Source organism: Microbacterium sp. LWH13-1.2 (assembly GCF_038397735.1).
Lineage (GTDB): Bacteria > Actinomycetota > Actinomycetes > Actinomycetales > Microbacteriaceae > Microbacterium.
Window position 1 is genome coordinate 2,142,482 of the sequence record NZ_CP151635.1, and the last position, 15,104, is coordinate 2,157,585.

At 68.5% G+C, this 15,104-nt stretch carries 18 protein-coding genes and 1 tRNA gene; 8 read left to right on the forward strand and 11 right to left on the reverse strand.

From position 1 onward, the window contains the following. Positions 1 to 36: 36 nt before the first annotated feature. Positions 37 to 966, reverse strand: coding sequence for an aldo/keto reductase (locus tag MRBLWH13_RS10190; protein WP_341954855.1), 930 nt, complete (start codon positions 964 to 966; stop codon positions 37 to 39). Between the two features lie 68 nt (positions 967 to 1,034). Beyond that, positions 1,035 to 1,259, reverse strand: a complete 225-nt coding sequence (locus tag MRBLWH13_RS10195) for a hypothetical protein (protein ID WP_341954858.1) — start codon at positions 1,257 to 1,259, stop codon at positions 1,035 to 1,037. Positions 1,260 to 1,353: 94 nt separating this feature from the next. On the opposite strand from MRBLWH13_RS10195, the gene MRBLWH13_RS10200 reads away from it, so the two are divergent. Genes MRBLWH13_RS10200 through MRBLWH13_RS10210 form a run of 3 tightly spaced genes read left to right on the forward strand, consistent with a single transcriptional unit; the run spans position 1,354 to position 2,833 of the window. Then, complete coding sequence (locus tag MRBLWH13_RS10200) at positions 1,354 to 1,731, forward strand: helix-turn-helix transcriptional regulator (protein WP_341954860.1); 378 nt, start codon at positions 1,354 to 1,356, stop codon at positions 1,729 to 1,731. A gap of 23 nt (positions 1,732 to 1,754) precedes the next feature. After that, positions 1,755 to 2,195, forward strand: coding sequence for an ImmA/IrrE family metallo-endopeptidase (locus tag MRBLWH13_RS10205; protein WP_341954862.1), 441 nt, complete (start codon positions 1,755 to 1,757; stop codon positions 2,193 to 2,195). Between the two features lie 35 nt (positions 2,196 to 2,230). Then, complete coding sequence (locus MRBLWH13_RS10210) at positions 2,231 to 2,833, forward strand: GNAT family protein (RefSeq protein ID WP_341954864.1); 603 nt, start codon at positions 2,231 to 2,233, stop codon at positions 2,831 to 2,833. A gap of 22 nt (positions 2,834 to 2,855) precedes the next feature. Here the strand turns inward: MRBLWH13_RS10210 and MRBLWH13_RS10215 are convergent, their stop codons facing one another. Next, entirely contained in the window at positions 2,856 to 3,086 is a 231-nt protein-coding gene (locus MRBLWH13_RS10215) for a hypothetical protein (RefSeq protein WP_235560774.1), read from the reverse strand. 78 nt (positions 3,087 to 3,164) lie between these two features. Here MRBLWH13_RS10215 and MRBLWH13_RS10220 point away from each other — a divergent pair, with 78 nt between their 5' ends. Continuing rightward, positions 3,165 to 3,776, forward strand: a complete 612-nt coding sequence (locus tag MRBLWH13_RS10220) for an NAD(P)H-dependent oxidoreductase (protein WP_341954869.1) — start codon at positions 3,165 to 3,167, stop codon at positions 3,774 to 3,776. 1 nt (position 3,777) lies between these two features. On the opposite strand, the gene MRBLWH13_RS10225 is transcribed toward MRBLWH13_RS10220, so the two are convergent. Both MRBLWH13_RS10225 and MRBLWH13_RS10230 read right to left on the reverse strand, forming a co-directional pair. Then, positions 3,778 to 4,110, reverse strand: a complete 333-nt coding sequence (locus MRBLWH13_RS10225; protein WP_341954871.1) for a hypothetical protein — start codon at positions 4,108 to 4,110, stop codon at positions 3,778 to 3,780. Positions 4,111 to 4,157: 47 nt separating this feature from the next. Then, the gene (locus MRBLWH13_RS10230) at positions 4,158 to 5,180 is read right to left on the reverse strand and encodes a hypothetical protein (protein ID WP_341954872.1); all 1,023 of its coding nucleotides are present in this window, start codon (positions 5,178 to 5,180) and stop codon (positions 4,158 to 4,160) included. Between the two features lie 72 nt (positions 5,181 to 5,252). On the opposite strand from MRBLWH13_RS10230, the gene pgi reads away from it, so the two are divergent. Continuing rightward, the gene (gene pgi, locus MRBLWH13_RS10235; RefSeq protein WP_341954874.1) at positions 5,253 to 6,932 is read left to right on the forward strand and encodes a glucose-6-phosphate isomerase; all 1,680 of its coding nucleotides are present in this window, start codon (positions 5,253 to 5,255) and stop codon (positions 6,930 to 6,932) included. A gap of 59 nt (positions 6,933 to 6,991) precedes the next feature. On the opposite strand, the gene MRBLWH13_RS10240 is transcribed toward pgi, so the two are convergent. The 4 genes from MRBLWH13_RS10240 to galU all read right to left on the reverse strand — a co-directional run bounded on the left by MRBLWH13_RS10240 (position 6,992) and on the right by galU (position 9,584). Continuing rightward, positions 6,992 to 7,064: transfer RNA gene (locus MRBLWH13_RS10240), tRNA-Ala, on the reverse strand. A 49-nt stretch (positions 7,065 to 7,113) separates the two neighbouring features. After that, on the reverse strand, positions 7,114 to 7,959 hold the full coding sequence (locus MRBLWH13_RS10245; protein WP_341954876.1) for a hypothetical protein: 846 nt from the start codon (positions 7,957 to 7,959) through the stop codon (positions 7,114 to 7,116). Positions 7,960 to 8,039: 80 nt separating this feature from the next. Continuing rightward, a complete protein-coding gene (locus MRBLWH13_RS10250) occupies positions 8,040 to 8,651 on the reverse strand; it encodes a GNAT family protein (RefSeq protein ID WP_056312505.1) in 612 nt (203 codons plus the stop codon). A 45-nt stretch (positions 8,652 to 8,696) separates the two neighbouring features. After that, on the reverse strand, positions 8,697 to 9,584 hold the full coding sequence (gene galU / locus MRBLWH13_RS10255) for a UTP--glucose-1-phosphate uridylyltransferase GalU (protein ID WP_056513681.1): 888 nt from the start codon (positions 9,582 to 9,584) through the stop codon (positions 8,697 to 8,699). Between the two features lie 41 nt (positions 9,585 to 9,625). Here galU and MRBLWH13_RS10260 point away from each other — a divergent pair, with 41 nt between their 5' ends. From MRBLWH13_RS10260 to mscL, 3 genes are read left to right on the forward strand one after another with little or no spacing between them, the layout of a single operon-like run. Then, on the forward strand, positions 9,626 to 10,222 hold the full coding sequence (locus tag MRBLWH13_RS10260; RefSeq protein WP_341954878.1) for a 5-formyltetrahydrofolate cyclo-ligase: 597 nt from the start codon (positions 9,626 to 9,628) through the stop codon (positions 10,220 to 10,222). A gap of 17 nt (positions 10,223 to 10,239) precedes the next feature. Beyond that, a complete protein-coding gene (locus MRBLWH13_RS10265) occupies positions 10,240 to 10,512 on the forward strand; it encodes an FmdB family zinc ribbon protein (protein WP_341954880.1) in 273 nt (90 codons plus the stop codon). A gap of 26 nt (positions 10,513 to 10,538) precedes the next feature. Further along, the gene (mscL, locus tag MRBLWH13_RS10270; protein WP_341954882.1) at positions 10,539 to 10,961 is read left to right on the forward strand and encodes a large conductance mechanosensitive channel protein MscL; all 423 of its coding nucleotides are present in this window, start codon (positions 10,539 to 10,541) and stop codon (positions 10,959 to 10,961) included. Positions 10,962 to 11,025: 64 nt separating this feature from the next. Here mscL and MRBLWH13_RS10275 read toward each other — a convergent pair whose 3' ends face one another. Further along, on the reverse strand, positions 11,026 to 11,238 hold the full coding sequence (locus MRBLWH13_RS10275) for a hypothetical protein (protein WP_341954884.1): 213 nt from the start codon (positions 11,236 to 11,238) through the stop codon (positions 11,026 to 11,028). Next, on the reverse strand, positions 11,231 to 14,893 hold the full coding sequence (locus MRBLWH13_RS10280; RefSeq protein ID WP_341958288.1) for an AAA family ATPase: 3,663 nt from the start codon (positions 14,891 to 14,893) through the stop codon (positions 11,231 to 11,233). Before MRBLWH13_RS10280 ends, MRBLWH13_RS10275 begins: the two co-directional genes overlap by 8 nt. Positions 14,894 to 15,104: the final 211 nt, after the last annotated feature.

Here is a 15,104-nt window from a genome sequence, read left to right on the forward strand (position 1 = left end):
GTTCAGGGTAGACGACGAGCGCGCGTCCTGCCCGGGCTACGGGAGCAGGTGACCGGCCGCCCGGAACAGCTCGTACCACTCGGCGCGGCTGAGTTCGATCTCCGCCCCCGCCGCGGCATCGCGCACCCGCTCGGGCGTCGTCGTGCCCAGCACGACCTGCATCTTGGCAGGATGCCGCGTGATCCAGGCCGTGGCGATCGCGATCGGCGCGACCCCGTACGACGCGGCGAGACGGTCTATCACCGCGTTGAGCTCGGCGTACTCGGGGTTGCCGAGGAAGACCCCGGTGAAGAATCCGCCCTGGAACGGCGACCAGGCCTGGATCGTGATGCCGTTGATACGGCAGTACTCGACGATTCCGCCGCCGTCGCGGACGATGCTCTGGTCCTCGCCCACCATGTTGGCGGCGACGGGCTGGGCGATGATCGGCGCGTGAGTGATCGACAGCTGCAGCTGGTTGGCGATGAGCGGCTGCGTCACGGCCGTGCGGAGCAGATCGATCTGTCGCGGCGTGTGATTCGAGACGCCGAACGAGCGCACCTTGCCCGTGGCTTCGAGCTCGTCGAACGCCCTGGCGACCTCCTCCGGCTCGACGAGGGCATCCGGACGGTGCAGCAGCAGGACGTCGATGTGATCGGTGCGCAGCGCCCTCAGGGATCCTTCGACCTGGCGGATGATGTGCTCGTATGAGAAATCGAACGAGCCCTCCGCGGGGTTGATGCCGCATTTGGTCTGCAGCACGATCTCCTCGCGCTCGGCCGGAGTCAGTTCGAGCGCATCTGCGAAACGCGCCTCGCAGAAGTGCATGCTCCCGCCGTAGATGTCGGCGTGATCGAAGAAGTCGATCCCCGCGGTCCGGGCGGTGTCGTACAGCTCGCGGATCTGCGCCGCATCCTTGTCATCGATGCGCATCATTCCGGCGACGACAGCAGGGGCGGTGGCAGATCCGAACGGCACAGTCTTCATACCGACACGCTACTGCGGGGACACTCACGACGCGAGGCGCGCGGGCATCTCCGATCGATCGGCTGCTGTCACGTTTTCGCGGGCCGTGGCAAGAGCCGCGCGATGTCGATAGAGAGGGCGTCGGCGATCTCGGCCAGGTCCGTGACCGTGAAGTCGAGCTGCATCGCCAGTTGCTTCTGCAACACGTGCAGGGCGATCCCCGTCTGTTGGGAGAGCCAGGGGATGGTTCGGCCCGCACCCAGGAGTTCGGCTCTCACGGTCAGTGCCACCGCTCGTCGCAGATCTGTCGTCACTTGTAGACAGTAGCGCCGCACATGACGCGCGGCAAGGCCTTCACGCACCAGTATGACGGCATCCTGGCTTCATCCCGGTGCTATCGTGACTCACGTGAAGACACCGGGCGAGCAGTACAACGCGGCCGTCGGGCGCCAGCTCCGCGGTGAGATCGGCATCGCGGGCAGCAGCATCGCGGCGATGGCGCGCGAGATCGGCATCGCCCGCAGCGCCCTCGACAACTACGTCACGGGCAAACGATCCATTCCGATCCCGGTGCTCTACGCCGTCAGCGCGTCGCTCGATCTCGAGCCGCACCTCGTCCTCAGCCGCGCCGAGGAACGACTGCGCGCCGAGGGCGGTCTCCACACCGCGACCGTCACGCCTCTCCGCCCCCGCACCGATGTCCGCGGCCGGCGCGAAGATGAGGCCGAGGTGGCATTCGACTCGCCCCTCGCGCACGACGACGACACCGACGATCTCTACGACTGACGATCCGGCGAAGAGGGGGCCTCATGGAGAACCTCCTCCGCCTGCTCGAAGAGAACGGGCTGCACCTGGTCGAGCGCTCCGGCCGCACTTATGGCGGCTACGAGCCGCGCACCGCCACGATCCGAGTGACCCCGGGGCTGAGCCTGCGCGCGACCTGCAGCGTGCTCGCGCATGAGCTCGCGCACGCGATGCTCGGTCATACCCCGACGGCAGATGCCGCCGCGCGCGATCGTCAGGAGCGACGCGCCGACGAGTGGGCTGCACGCCTGCTGATCACCCCCGCAGCGTACGCCGCGGCAGAGAAGGCCCGAGGCCCGCACCCCGCCAGCCTCGCCTTCGACCTGGGTGTGACGGTCGAGATCGTGATCGCCTACCAGCGGCTGCTCCGGAGGGTCGGCGATGCCACCTACGTCGGGGCGCGGATGGGCAGAGGTCAGTGGGAGCATCGGCTGCCGAGCCCCTGACACTCCCCCGGTCTCGCCGCTGGTTGAATGACAGCATGACGTTCCGCACCGCGCCGGCCCCGATCACCCTCACCGGGCGCCTCGTCGAGCTCCGCCCGCTCGAGGCCACCCACTACGACGGGCTCCTCGACGCCCTTCTCGAAGGAGACCTGTGGAAGAACGCGTGGTACACGTCCGTTCCCTCACCGGATGGTCTCGCCGCCGAGATCGATCGCCGGATCGGCCTCGTCGACAGCGGAGGGATGATCCCCTTCACCGCGTTCGACCCGTCCGGCCGCATCCTCGGCCTGACGTCGTACTACGACATCGATGCAGATACCCCGCGGCTGCACATCGGCTACACCTGGAATCGCCCCTCTGCGCACGGCACCGGCACGAATGCGGAGTCCAAGCTGCTGCTGCTCCGCCACGCGTTCGAGGAGCTCGGGGTCTTCCGTGTGGGACTGACCACGCAGTGGATGAACTTCCAGTCGCGAGCCGCGATCGAGAGGCTCGGAGCGAAACAGGACGGGGTCATGCGCGCGATGAGCCGCTACCGCAACGGTGCTCTGCGCGACAGCGTCGAGTTCTCGATCATCGAGCCCGAATGGCCCGCGGTGAAGGCGAACCTCGAGATGAGACTCGCCAAGCGGAGCTGAGAGTTCCGGCGGGCGACGTCGACTACTCGGTGGGGTTGCCCGACCAGTTGTCCTTGCGGCGGGTGGCCGACCCGCGCTGGCGCATCATGAAAGCCAGCGACAGGCTGGTGATGAGGAGCCCGGCGACGAAGACGATCGCCTGGAAGTCCTCCAGCGACTGAGCGAACCCCATGAGCCAGATGCCTCCGAGGAAGAGGATCATGAAGAAGATGAAGCTGAGGATCACGGGGTCTCCTGTCGTAACGGCCGTCATCCAGGATACCGTCTAGCGCAGACGCCCCGGTGACGGAACCCCCTGGGGGATCCGCGGCGATGGTGGTTTCGTGCAGACATGACTGCACAACTGACCGCCCTTGCCATCTCCTGCACCCTGAAGCCCTCCCCCGCGGACTCGAGCACCGACCTGCTCGGGTCGCAGATCCTCACAGCCCTCGGCGAGCACGGCGTCTCGGGAGAGATCGTACGAGCCGTCGATCACGTGATCAGCCCCGGCGTCGAGGCCGACATGGGCGGGGACGACCAGTGGCCGACGCTGCGCGAGAAGGTGCATGCCGCCGACATCCTCGTGCTCCTCACCCCGACCTGGATGGGGCAGCACTCGAGTGTCGCTCAGCGCGTGCTCGAACGGCTCGATGCCGAGCTGAGCGAGACGGATGATGCGGGCAGGCCGATCCTGTTCGACAAGGTCGCGATCGCCGGCGTCGTGGGCAATGAGGACGGCGCGCACCATATCGCCGCGATCCTGTTCCAGTCGCTGAACGACATCGGCTACTCCGTGCCCGCGCAGGGGTCGGTCTACTGGAACGGCGAGGCGATGCAGACCGTCGACTACAAGGATCTCGACGAGACGCCCGAGAAGGTCGCCGAGGCCACGACCACGGCTGCCCGCAACGCCGCTCAGCTCGCCCGACTGCTCAAGGCCGACGGGTATCCGGCCGAGTGACTCAGGACTTCGGTGCACTCCCGTCGGCGATCTTCGCCTGCACGTAATCATCGATCACGAGCTCCCCGGTCGCGTTGAGGGCGTGCATGATCTCTTCGACGCGCGGCTTCTGGATGGCCTGGGGCTCAGCTGAGCTGAAGAGGAACTGCAGGGGGATCGCCGGGTGGATCCATACCGTGACGCGTCCCGGGTCGCCGCCCTCGGGAGGAAGCCAGGTCATCATGAAGCTCTCCTGGCGGCGCAGCTTCGTCCCCACGATGACCTTCAGGTGAGCGAGCGTCTCGTCGTCGATCAGTATCGGCTCCGATGTGCCGTCATACCGCAGTCTTCCCATGAAAGAAACCGTACCTCGTGCGCGCACTCCGGCGTGCACGCGCGAGGTCACCGGGCTCTGCGGAACGTCACGACCTCGTCACGACGAGATCGCTCAGCGGTGAGTCCCGCGAGCTCGAGCCGACGGAACACGCGACGGGGCAGCGCGGGGAGCTCCGCCGCGCGGCCTGCCGCAGGCTTCGCGAGCCCGACGATGAGGGAGAGGTCGGCGCCGAGGCCCTCGACCTCCACCCGCGCGTAATCGCTGCGCGTCCGCCAGACGAGCGTCTGAAGGTCGGAGTAGGGGATGCGATGGCGCGACGAGCCGACGCGGATCCTCAGCTCGTCATTGCCGAACGCGAGCGTGCACCACAGGGTCCGCCGTCGCAGAGCCGCCCTGAGCAGGAGATACACCGGAAGCCCGACGACGACGCCCATCACGATGATCGCGATACGGGGGCCCATGGACATCACGGCGTCGTCGAACGCGATCAGCAGGGCGGTTCCCGCGAGGCCGACGACCACGACGACTCCGATGATCCCGAGGGTCAGCGAGCGCATCCGCAGGTCGAGCGCCGGGAACTCGACTCGTGATCCGTCGCCGGCGTCCTCCCGCTGCCACTCAGGTGGCGTGGGCGCCGGCCGCTTCGCGTCCCGACGCCGGAACAGATCGGTGATCCGTGAGAGCAGCCCGAGCCAGATCCATGCGGTGGCAGGGGCCGCCGCGATCTGGAGCACCACGATCACCGCCCGCGCGCCTTCGGGAAGGCCTTCGAGAAGGTCGTCGCCGCCGAACTCGATGACGAAGATCATGAGCGCGGTCAGCACCGCTGCCACGCCGAGCTCCAGCACGACGCCGTTGCGCGCGGGTCGCATCTCCATGGTCGCGTTCACGAAGGAGAATGCGAGGCTCCACCCTCCGATGAGCATCAGGAGGAAAGAGAGGAAGCCGAGATCGTCGCCCGCGAGCGTCCAGCCGATCGCGGCGGCGAGCAGGACGAGCCCGACGATCAGCGGATATCGCACGAATCGGCGGGTGACGGTCGCCCTGATCCGCCGGTCTGCGGTGGTTTCGGGGGCCGCGTCGGTCATCGCAGCAATCCTAGAGCGAGCCCGGGCGTCATCACGGGCTCATCGGGTCGCCCGTCGCAGTACCGTGGATCCATGACCGCTCCTGTTGATCCGACACTCACTCCCGCCTGGTCCGAGCTCGCAGCGCTCCGCGAGTCGATCAGCGCCGATCTGCGCGGGTGGTTCGCCGCCGACGCCGATCGCGCAGAGCGCTTCTCGTTCCCGCTCGCCGATCTGCACGTCGACCTGTCGAAGAACCTCGTCACCGACGAGGTTCTCGCAGCGCTGGTGCACCTCGCAGAGCAGACCGGCGTGGCCGAACGCTACGCGGCGATGCTCGAGGGCGCCCACCTCAACACGTCCGAGGACCGCGCCGTGCTGCACACGGCGCTCCGCCGCCCGGCAGAGGCCTCCCCCGCCCTGGTCGTCGACGGCCAGAACGTGGATGCCGACGTGCAGTCGGTGCTCGATGCACTGAGCGCGTTCGCGACACGGGTCCGCGCGGGCGAGTGGCTCGGGGTCACCGGCAAGAAGGTCACCCACGTCGTCAACATCGGCATCGGCGGCTCCGACCTCGGCCCGGTGATGGTCTATGAAGCTCTGAAGCCCTATGCGGATGCCGGCATCGAGGCACGGTTCGTCTCGAACATCGACCCCACCGACCTCGCCCAGAAGACGGCGGATCTCGACCCCGAGACCACGCTGTTCATCGTCGCCTCGAAGACGTTCACGACACTCGAGACGCTCACCAACGCCCGCCTGGCGCGCGACTGGCTGTGGGCCGGCCTCACGACATCCGGCGCGATCTCCGATGATGACGATGCCCGTACCGACGCGGTGGCGCACCATTTCGTGGCCGTGTCGACCGCGCTCGACAAGGTCGCCGCGTTCGGCATCGACCCCGCCAACGCCTTCGGGTTCTGGGACTGGGTGGGCGGTCGGTATTCGGTCGACTCCGCGATCGGCCTGTCGCTCGCCATCGCTCTCGGCCCCGACACGTTCCGCGACCTCCTTTCCGGATTCCACGCCGTCGACGAGCATGTGCGCACCACTCCGCTCGAGCGCAATGTGCCGATCCTGATGGGCCTGCTCAACGTCTGGTACGTGAACTTCCACGGTGCGCAGTCGCACGCGGTACTGCCCTATGCGCAGCAGCTGAGCCGGTTCCCCGCGTACCTGCAGCAGCTCACGATGGAGTCCAACGGCAAGTCCGTCCGCTGGGACGGCACGCCCGTCACGACCGACACGGGTGAGGTCTTCTGGGGCGAGCCCGGCACCAACGGACAGCACGCGTTCTACCAGCTCATCCACCAGGGCACGCGGCTGATCCCCGCCGACTTCATCGCCTTCGTGAACCCGGCGTATCCGCTCAGCGACGGCGGCCAGGACGTGCACGAGCTCTTCCTCGCGAACTTCCTCGCCCAGACGAAGGCGCTCGCGTTCGGCAAGACCCCCGAGGAGGTCGAGGCCGAGGGCACCACGGGTGCTCTCGTCGCCGCCCGCACGTTCGCCGGCAACCGACCGACGACGTCGATCTTCGCGCCCGCTCTGACGCCGCAGGTGCTCGGTCAGCTCATCGCCCTCTACGAGCACATCACGTTCACCCAGGGCACGATCTGGGGCATCAACTCGTTCGACCAGTGGGGCGTCGAACTCGGCAAGCAGCTCGCGATGCAGATCGCCCCCGCGATCGGCGGCGACGAGTCGGCGATCGAGGCGCAGGACGCCTCGACCAAGGCTCTTCTCGCCTACTACCGGACGAACCGCAAGTAATCGAGCCGCAGATGAAGAAAGCCCCTCCGTGCTCGCGCTCGGAGGGGCTTCTTCGTCTGTGGACCTAAGGGGATTCGAACCCCTGACCTCCTCGATGCGAACGAGGCGCGCTACCAACTGCGCCATAGGCCCTGACGTCTTCTACGCTATCACGCCGGAAGAGGTGCCCGTGTCGTTGAGATCAGCCTGCTGCGCGCTTCGCGAGCAGGTCACGCACGTGCGCCTCGATCTCGGCGTCGTCGACATAACCCATCTTCGCGAAGGGCGACACGGCTGCCGGGATCTGCACGGGCGTCGCGGGCGCCATCCGCTCGGCGCGTTCACGCAGCTCCGCGAGACGGGCGGCCGTACGGCGCTCCTCCTGCGCATCCATCTCGGCCCGCGCGACCTGCGCGCGCGACCCCGCGACCGAGACCAACGGCTCGGGAAGCGGACGCGGCGTCCAGGTGGCACGTCCCTGATCGTGCAGCTTCGGTTCGACGCGGGCGATGGGCTGCTCGATCGGAGCGACCGATCGGCGAGCGGCCCGAGCCGCGACCGACGCCATGCGCTGAAGAGCGAATCCGCCGGCCAGCACTGTCGCGCCACCGAGCCAGAGAAGAAGTTGAGCCTGGGTCGCGATGAGCTGCCACACGCCGAGTCCCGTGAGAGCGAGCCCCAGGAGAAGCGCGGAGGTCGCGACGATGCGCACCCGTCGGCGCGCACGCGCCTGGCGGACGACCGGATCGGCCCTGGCGGCCGCGAGCTCCTCGCGAAGAAGGGTGAGCTCGGCGGCCTCTTTCTCGGACTGCACCCGCTTCGCGAGCTTCTGCTGCGCGAGCGCCGTTCGAGCATTCAGTTCGAGGCGCACCTCGCCGGGCGTCTCGCTGGTCTCAGCCAGCACACGCAGTGCCTGGTTCAGGCGGACGGCGTTGCGCTCAGCGGCGTCGTACTGGAAACGGCCGCGCCACGAGGGCAGCAGATAGAGCATCCACAGGAGCACGGCGACGAGGACTATCACTCCCCCGCTCAGCACCGGCCCGTCCATGTCGACAACGGTACGGGAACATCGCTGTTCACGCGGCTCAGTCCGGGCGTGTGTCGCGACGAGTTCGGCGTGTCGCGCCTTCAGATCGCGAGTCGGTCCGACGGAGGGATCGTCGCGGCATCCGGGGGGACCTGACCGTTGAGCCATCGCGCCAGCACGCCCTGGGGAACATCCTCCCGCGTGAGAGCGAAAGCGTAGTGGTCGCGCCAGTCGCCGTCGATGTGGATGTAGCGCCGACGAAGCCCCTCATAGCGGAAGCCGAGCTTCTGCACGACGCGCAGACTCGCCGCGTTCTCGGGGCGGATGCAGATCTCCATCCGATGCAGCGCGTACTCGGTGAAGCACGCGTCCGTCGCCAGCGCGACCGCCGTCGGCGTGATGCCCTTGCCCGCGAATCGCTCGCTCACCCAATAGCCGATGGTCGCCGAGCAGAGCGACCCCCTGGCCACTCCCCACACGTTGAGCTGACCGGCGACCTCCCCGTCGTACTCCATGACGAACGGGTAGCCCTGACCGTCTCGGTACTGCTGGAGCAGACGGCGGATGCTGAGTCGCATGTCGAACGACACCGATCCGTACGGGACGGTGGCCTCCCAGGGCTGCAGCCACGAGCGGTTGCTCAGCAGCTCATGCTGCAGCGGCCTGGCGTCACGAGACCGCACGAGACGCAGCTCGATCGGACCGTGCCTCATTCCCGTCGCCTGATCCATCCGAGCGCTCCGACGCCGCGAGGACGCCTAGAGGCGCTCCGCGAACTCCTTCAGCCACGGCCGCAGCTCGGGGCCGAGATCCTCGCGGTCGGAGGCGAGCTGGACGATCGCCTTGATGTAGTCGACGCGGTCACCGGTGTCGTACCGGCGTCCGCGGAAGATCACGCCGACGACGCCGGGGCCCTCGGGCCGAGTCGCCAGCTCCTGCAGAGCATCCGTGAGCTGGATCTCGCCGCCCTTGCCGGGCTCGGTGCGCTCGAGCACGTCGAAGATCGATGCCGGCAGGACATACCGGCCGATGATCGCGAGGTTCGAGGGTGCATCCTCCTGCGCGGGCTTCTCGACGAGGCCCGTCACGCGCACGGAGTCGGATCCGTCGATCTCCTCGACGGCCGCGGCGCCGTACATGTGGATGTTCGAAGGATCGACCTCCATGAGGGCGATGACGGCGGCGCCGCTGCGCTCGTGCTCCGCGATCATCTCGGTGAGCAGCGGATCCCGCTCGTCGATGAGATCGTCACCGAGCAGCACGGCGAACGAGCTGTCTCCGACGTGTGTGCGCGCTCGGAGGACCGCATGACCGAGACCCTTGGGCTCACCCTGGCGGACGAAGTGGATGTCGGCGAGATCGCTCGACCGCACGACCCGCTCGAGACGTCCGGTGTCGCCCTTCTCCATGAGTTTGACCTCGAGCTCGGGAACCGAGTCGAAGTGGTTCGAGATGGCGTTCTTGTTGCGGCCGATGATGACGAGGATGTCCTCGATCCCGGCGCTCGCAGCTTCTTCGACGACGTACTGGATGGCCGGCTTGTCGACGACCGGCAGCATCTCCTTCGGCATCGCCTTCGTCGCCGGCAGGAATCGCGTCCCCAGTCCTGCGGCGGGAATGACAGCCTTCATCTTCTGGGTACCCATCTTCACAGCCTAGTGGGGATGCCCGCCGTAGACTCGGAGGCATGTCCCACGACGTCGAGCACGAGAAGCGCGCGCTGCGCGCGGAGCTCCGCGAACGCCGACAGCTGCTCAGCGACTCGCAGCGCGAGAACGCCGCAGCCGCGATCACGAAGCGTCTGGACGACCTCGTCGAGTCGCTCGGAGCGCGGTCCATCTCGTGCTTCCTCTCCACGACCACGGAACCGGGCACGCGCGAGTTCGTGACCGGCGCCGTGCGCCGCGGCATCCGCGTCCTCCTCCCTGTCACCCGCGCGGACGGCCTGCTCGACTGGGCTGTGGCGACCGACGACGACGACGTCGCCGAAGGCCTCTTCGGGCTGCCGGAGCCGACCGGCGAGGTGCTCGGCCCGATCGCCGTCAACGACGTCGACCTGATGGTGATCCCCGCGGCGGCCGTCGACCGCACCGGGATGCGCATGGGCTGGGGCCGCGGCTATTTCGACAAGACGATCGGATCGATGGAGAAGTGCCCGCCGGTCTACGCGGTCATCTATGATTCCGAGGTACTCGACTTCCTGCCGCGGGAGGTTCACGACCAGCCGGTCACCGGCGTCGTGACGCCCACGCAGACCCTTCTCCTGTCGCAGTCGCGACGCTGACCCCCGCGAGGACCGCAATGCCCACCTATGCCTATGCCTGCCGTTCCTGCGGCCACGCCTTCGACGCCGTGCAGAGCTTCTCCGACGACGCACTGACCGTCTGCCCCGAGTGCGGTGGAGAGCTGCGCAAGCAGTACGGATCCATCGGCGTGACGTTCAACGGATCCGGCTTCTATCGCACCGACTCGCGGTCGGGCTCTGGCTCTTCGGCATCCGCCCCGGCATCATCGAAGTCGGAGCCGACGAAGAGCGCCACCCCGGCGCCCGCGTCGAGCACCGCTTCTTCCTGACACACAACGGACCTCCGGAGGTTCCCATGCTCAAAGGTTTCAAGGACTTCATCCTCCGCGGCAACATCATCGACCTGGCTGTCGCGGTCGTCATCGGCACGGCGTTCACGGCCATCGTCACCGCCGTCGTGAACAGCATCATCACCCCCCTCGTCGCCCTGTTCTTCCAGGCGGACGCCACCGGCGAGTTCGGCTGGACCGTCCAGAACTTCTACGGCGACGACGTCACGTTCCCGATCGGCGACCTCATCTCGGCGATCATCAGCTTCCTCGCCGTCGCCGCGGTCGTCTACTTCGTGTTCGTCCTGCCGATGAACACGTTCAAGGCTCGGGTCGAGGCTCGCAAGGGCACCGCCGCAGAAGAGCCGGCCGAGGAGCCGGCCGCCGCGACCGAGGCCGAGCTGCTCGTCGAGATCCGCGACCTGCTCGCCCGCAACGCCCGCAGCTGACGCTCACCGCATTCCGCACGATGCGCGCGGTCCCGTCGGGGCCGTGCGCATCGTCGTTTCCGCCTCAGTAGTGCGGCGGGACGTCCTGCATCAGCTGGTCGTCGTTGGGGCCCTTGGGCCCTTTCGGCCCGCGCGGGGCGGATGCGCTCGGCTTCTGAGACGCCGCCGACTCCGGGTCGGTGTCGGTTCCGGCCACCGGCGTCAGCCGCGCGCGGCGAGATCCCGGAACCCGCACGACCTTCTGCCGCGGAGCACTCGGGTCGGGCTGATCAGTCATTCTGCGGATCGATCAGATCGATCGGCTGCGTGTCGTTCTCGGCCCGGACGGCGGATGCCGAGATGCCGAGGACCTCGGCGATGCGGGCGGCCGCGGTCACGGGATCGCTGTAGAGATCGAAGGCATGCACCCGGACGTAATGCCAGCCGAGGCGGCGCAGCACGTGCGGGCGCAGGCGCAGCGTCTCCCGCAGGGACTCTCCTCGCGACTCGGGGTCGGATTCGATCACGACGGCCTTGCCCTTGTGCTGGGCGACGAGCGGCAGGAGACCGCGGTAATCGACGTCCACGGCCGCACCCAGGCGGCGCAGCTCGCGCGCGAGGGCGAGGGTGAGCGGATCGGCGAGATCCTCGAGGCGCGCCTCGCGCCCCCGGGAGGCCAGGCCGCCGAGGATCGACATCAGCGTGGCCGCGCCGAACTCGAGGCGTCCGTCGTCGAACGAAGAGGGTCTGATCGACGAGACGATGACCATCGAGCGGCGCGCCCTGGTCATGCCGACCGTGAGCAGTCGCTCGCCGTCCGGCGTCGACAGGTCGCCGAAGTCGCTGAGGACCCGGCCGTGCTTGGTGAGACCGAATCCGAGCGAGAAGATCACGCGGTCACGGCTCTCGGCCACGGATTCCTCGAGCGTCAGCACCGCGAACGGCTCGGCCGTGTCGCGCCCGACGAAGTCGGCGACGTCGGAACGGCCGGCGAACGCGGAGGTGACTGCGGCGCGCACGCGCTCGGCGTGACGTCTGCTGGCCGTGACGACCATGAGCGACTCGTCCGGACGGTGCACGGCATGCTCGACGACCAGGGTGACGACACGGGCGACCTCGGCGTCCGGGCTCTCCACGGCTCCCGAGACGGGGTCGGGCGCTCCGGTTCCCCCCTCGACGTAGTCGACGGCGAGGCTGCCTCGGCCCAGGTACGATCCGGCCCACGGCAGGGAGACGATCTCTCCGCCGTAGAACGCGTCGTTGATGAGTTCGGCGAGATCCTCACCGCCGGCGCGATAGCTGCGCGTGAGCGTCATCACCGGGAGCAGCTCCGACAGCCGCTCGAACACCGAGACCGTGTCGAAGGGAACCTCGTGCTCCCACTCGGCGCCGGGGTCGACGGCGACGTGGAACGGGGTGGGGAGCTGCGTGACAGGGTCGCCGAATGCCACGATCTGGCGCGCACGGCGGATGGCGGGAGCCGCCTCCGCGAGGTTGATCGCGGCCGCATCCACGAGGAGCACCGCGTCGAACTCGACCGAATCGGGGATGTGCGGCACGAGATAGGGCGACGAGATCCAGACGGGCGCCAGCACGTCGACGAGGGTGGGCGCGGCGCTGACGATCTCGGCGGTCGTCGTCGCCGGCTGCTTCAGCGCGCGGCGTAGGTTCTGCGACTCCTGCGGCTCGTCGACGATCGCGATCTTCCACTGATTCGCGAGCTGCCAGGCGAGCAGGGGGCCCGCCATAGCCGCGTGCGCCTCGTCGACGAGACGGAAGTCGCGCTCGAGGCGGTCGACCACGGCCGTGTTCGCACCCAGAAGGGCACGGTCGTCCTGCAGGGCGCGCTCGAGCAGCGTCTGCCACCAGGCGAACTCCAGCTCGTCGCCCACGCGGGCCTCGGAGACGTGGCGCACGGAGAGTTCCGCGAGCAGAGGCTCGAGCCCCAGCTCGGCGAGGCGGTCGCGCAGCTGTGCGCGCTCGACGAGGTTGTCGAAGACGTCGGACTTGGCGGCGAGGCCTGCCAGAGTGCGCACGAGTCGCTCGACGGGCAGGGTCGAGAGCGGCTCCCTACGACCGAGAGCGACATCGAGCTCGGCGAGCTCCGCCGTCACCCGCTGCCAGGAGGCGTAGACGTCGGCGAGCCCGAGCGGCACCTCCGGTGCGACGCCCGCCTCGACACAGCGCTGCCACTGCGTGCGCTGCGCCTGGATGCGGAGCAGCGACTCGTGCATCTCGGTGACGTGCACGCCCGGGCGGACATACTCCTTGGCGAGACGACGAAGTCGTCGCCGGTTGGCACCCGACATGTTGGGCGCGTCGCGTCGGGAGCCGTGCGCCTGGATCAGCTCGCCCAGCGGCCGCTCGAACACGGTCGGACTGAAGCGATCGAGGGAGTCGCGGATGCCCTGCAGAAGTCGCAGGTACTCGCCGAGCTCGTCGATGGTCGAGAACGGTCGCATGTGCGTCTGCGCGATGAGGGCGTAGCCGCGCTCGAGCAGCGCCGGGACGCTGTCGGAGTGCAGTCGTCCGGCGAGCTGATGAGCGGACTTCGCGGCCTCGGTGCTCGAGAACGTGACCCCATACCAGGGCGAGTCGTTCGGGCCGAAGCGGAACTCGCCGAGACGGGCCGCGTACGCGAGGGCCGCCGCTGCCGAGGAGCGGTCGTCGGCCAGGCGGCGCAGGGTCTCGATACTCAGCCGCGCACTGGTCGACGGCGGCGTGGGCAGCGACGCGAGTCGGGTGAGATGACGCGTGGCGTCGAGGACCGACGATGTGGTTCCCGCGACGGGAGACGTGAGCGCCTGACGATAGTCGCGCAGCACGGTGCGCAGCCGCACCAGCGCGTCGTCGACGTCGCTCACCTTCGGGGCTGTGGCCTTCTCGTTGCGTCCGATCGCACGCACGAGGTCGCGGCGGACGCTGGCCGGCGACACGGCCAGGCTGTCGAGTCCGATGCCCGCCAGACGATGCCGCACCCCGTCGAGCGTCGAACGCCTCGCCGACACGACGAGCACGCGCTTGCCGTTGCGCACCAGTTCTCCGAGTGCGTTGATGACGGTCTGCGTGCCACCCGTGCCGGGAAGCGTCGCGACGGTGAGCGAGTGTCCGGCCGCGATCTTGGCGAGCAGCGCCTCCTGCTCGGCGTCCGCGTCCAACAGGAGGTTGTCGGATGCCGGCGCGCGGTCGTCCGGGCCGGTGTGGTGCGGGTCGGGCCGGCGCGCCGAGACCTGCTCGCGGTCGCCGACGTGCCCGGCGAGCGCGTTGAGCACGATGTGGTCGAGGCTGCCGCCGTCGCGCGCCATCGCACCGCCCACGTCCGCGAAGGTCGAGACGACGAGCCTGGGCAGCACGGTGAAGGTGTCGATCGATCGGGTGGTCGCTCGGAGGCTGTCGATCACGGGCTGCGGCTTGAAGATGCCGCCGTCGTAAGCGAGGGACGCGAGCGCCGCGGCATCGATCGTGATGCCGAAGTGCTCGCGGGCGATGCGCACCAGCTCGGGGTTGACCTCGAAGGCGCCCTGCAGCTTGAGCTCGAAGTCGGTGTGGTGGCGACGGATCGCGAGAGGGCGGAGCAGCACGGGAGCTGCGAAGTCAGCGCCGCCGATGCGCCATCCTGCGACGCCGACGGCGAGATGCACCGCCTCGATGCCGCGAACCGTGCGGAGCTCGGTGTTCTTCGCCGTGATCCGCTCGGCCGCGAGCCGAGCGGTCCGAAGCCCGACCTCGTCGCGGAAGAGGTTCGACAGGAGTGTCGATTTCCCGGTGATGAACTGGGGGAGGCTGCCCGGGTGCGCCTTGGAGATGTCGATGCCCGATTCGACGGTGTCTCGGAACGTCACGAGGGGCGACAAGCCACCGAGGTCGGCGGCTTCGGCACGCAGACGTGTGCGCTCGGCCTCCGCGGCGTGGGCGATCCCGAAGCCGACGACGGGCTCGGGCGGCGCACTCAGGGTCGCTGAGGCATCGGTCGCTGCATCGTCCGCAGCCTTGCCTTCACGTCGCCACACACCTCACACCCTAAGCGCGCCTCGCCGAGACGGCGGTATCCCGGGCGGGTTTCACCGTATTTCCGCCCCTCGGAAGGCAGTCGGAGGCACACGGATGCTCGGAGGACTGCTCCTGCACGGCCGGGATGGGTCGGCGGCCTCTCCCCCGGCACCG

Bases quoted from the DNA above. Each gene is read 5' to 3' on its own strand.
- MRBLWH13_RS10190 (WP_341954855.1), bottom strand. From the start codon at position 966: ATGAAGACTGTGCCGTTCGGATCTGCCACCGCCCCTGCTGTCGTCGCC.
- MRBLWH13_RS10205 (WP_341954862.1), top strand. From the start codon at position 1,755: ATGGAGAACCTCCTCCGCCTGCTCGAAGAGAACGGGCTGCACCTGGTC.
- MRBLWH13_RS10210 (WP_341954864.1), top strand. From the start codon at position 2,231: ATGACGTTCCGCACCGCGCCGGCCCCGATCACCCTCACCGGGCGCCTC.
- MRBLWH13_RS10215 (WP_235560774.1), bottom strand. From the start codon at position 3,086: ATGACGGCCGTTACGACAGGAGACCCCGTGATCCTCAGCTTCATCTTC.
- MRBLWH13_RS10220 (WP_341954869.1), top strand. From the start codon at position 3,165: ATGACTGCACAACTGACCGCCCTTGCCATCTCCTGCACCCTGAAGCCC.
- MRBLWH13_RS10225 (WP_341954871.1), bottom strand. From the start codon at position 4,110: ATGGGAAGACTGCGGTATGACGGCACATCGGAGCCGATACTGATCGAC.
- MRBLWH13_RS10230 (WP_341954872.1), bottom strand. From the start codon at position 5,180: ATGACCGACGCGGCCCCCGAAACCACCGCAGACCGGCGGATCAGGGCG.
- pgi (WP_341954874.1), top strand. From the start codon at position 5,253: ATGACCGCTCCTGTTGATCCGACACTCACTCCCGCCTGGTCCGAGCTC.
- MRBLWH13_RS10245 (WP_341954876.1), bottom strand. From the start codon at position 7,959: ATGGACGGGCCGGTGCTGAGCGGGGGAGTGATAGTCCTCGTCGCCGTG.
- MRBLWH13_RS10250 (WP_056312505.1), bottom strand. From the start codon at position 8,651: ATGAGGCACGGTCCGATCGAGCTGCGTCTCGTGCGGTCTCGTGACGCC.
- galU (WP_056513681.1), bottom strand. From the start codon at position 9,584: ATGGGTACCCAGAAGATGAAGGCTGTCATTCCCGCCGCAGGACTGGGG.
- MRBLWH13_RS10260 (WP_341954878.1), top strand. From the start codon at position 9,626: ATGTCCCACGACGTCGAGCACGAGAAGCGCGCGCTGCGCGCGGAGCTC.
- MRBLWH13_RS10265 (WP_341954880.1), top strand. From the start codon at position 10,240: ATGCCCACCTATGCCTATGCCTGCCGTTCCTGCGGCCACGCCTTCGAC.
- mscL (WP_341954882.1), top strand. From the start codon at position 10,539: ATGCTCAAAGGTTTCAAGGACTTCATCCTCCGCGGCAACATCATCGAC.
- MRBLWH13_RS10275 (WP_341954884.1), bottom strand. From the start codon at position 11,238: ATGACTGATCAGCCCGACCCGAGTGCTCCGCGGCAGAAGGTCGTGCGG.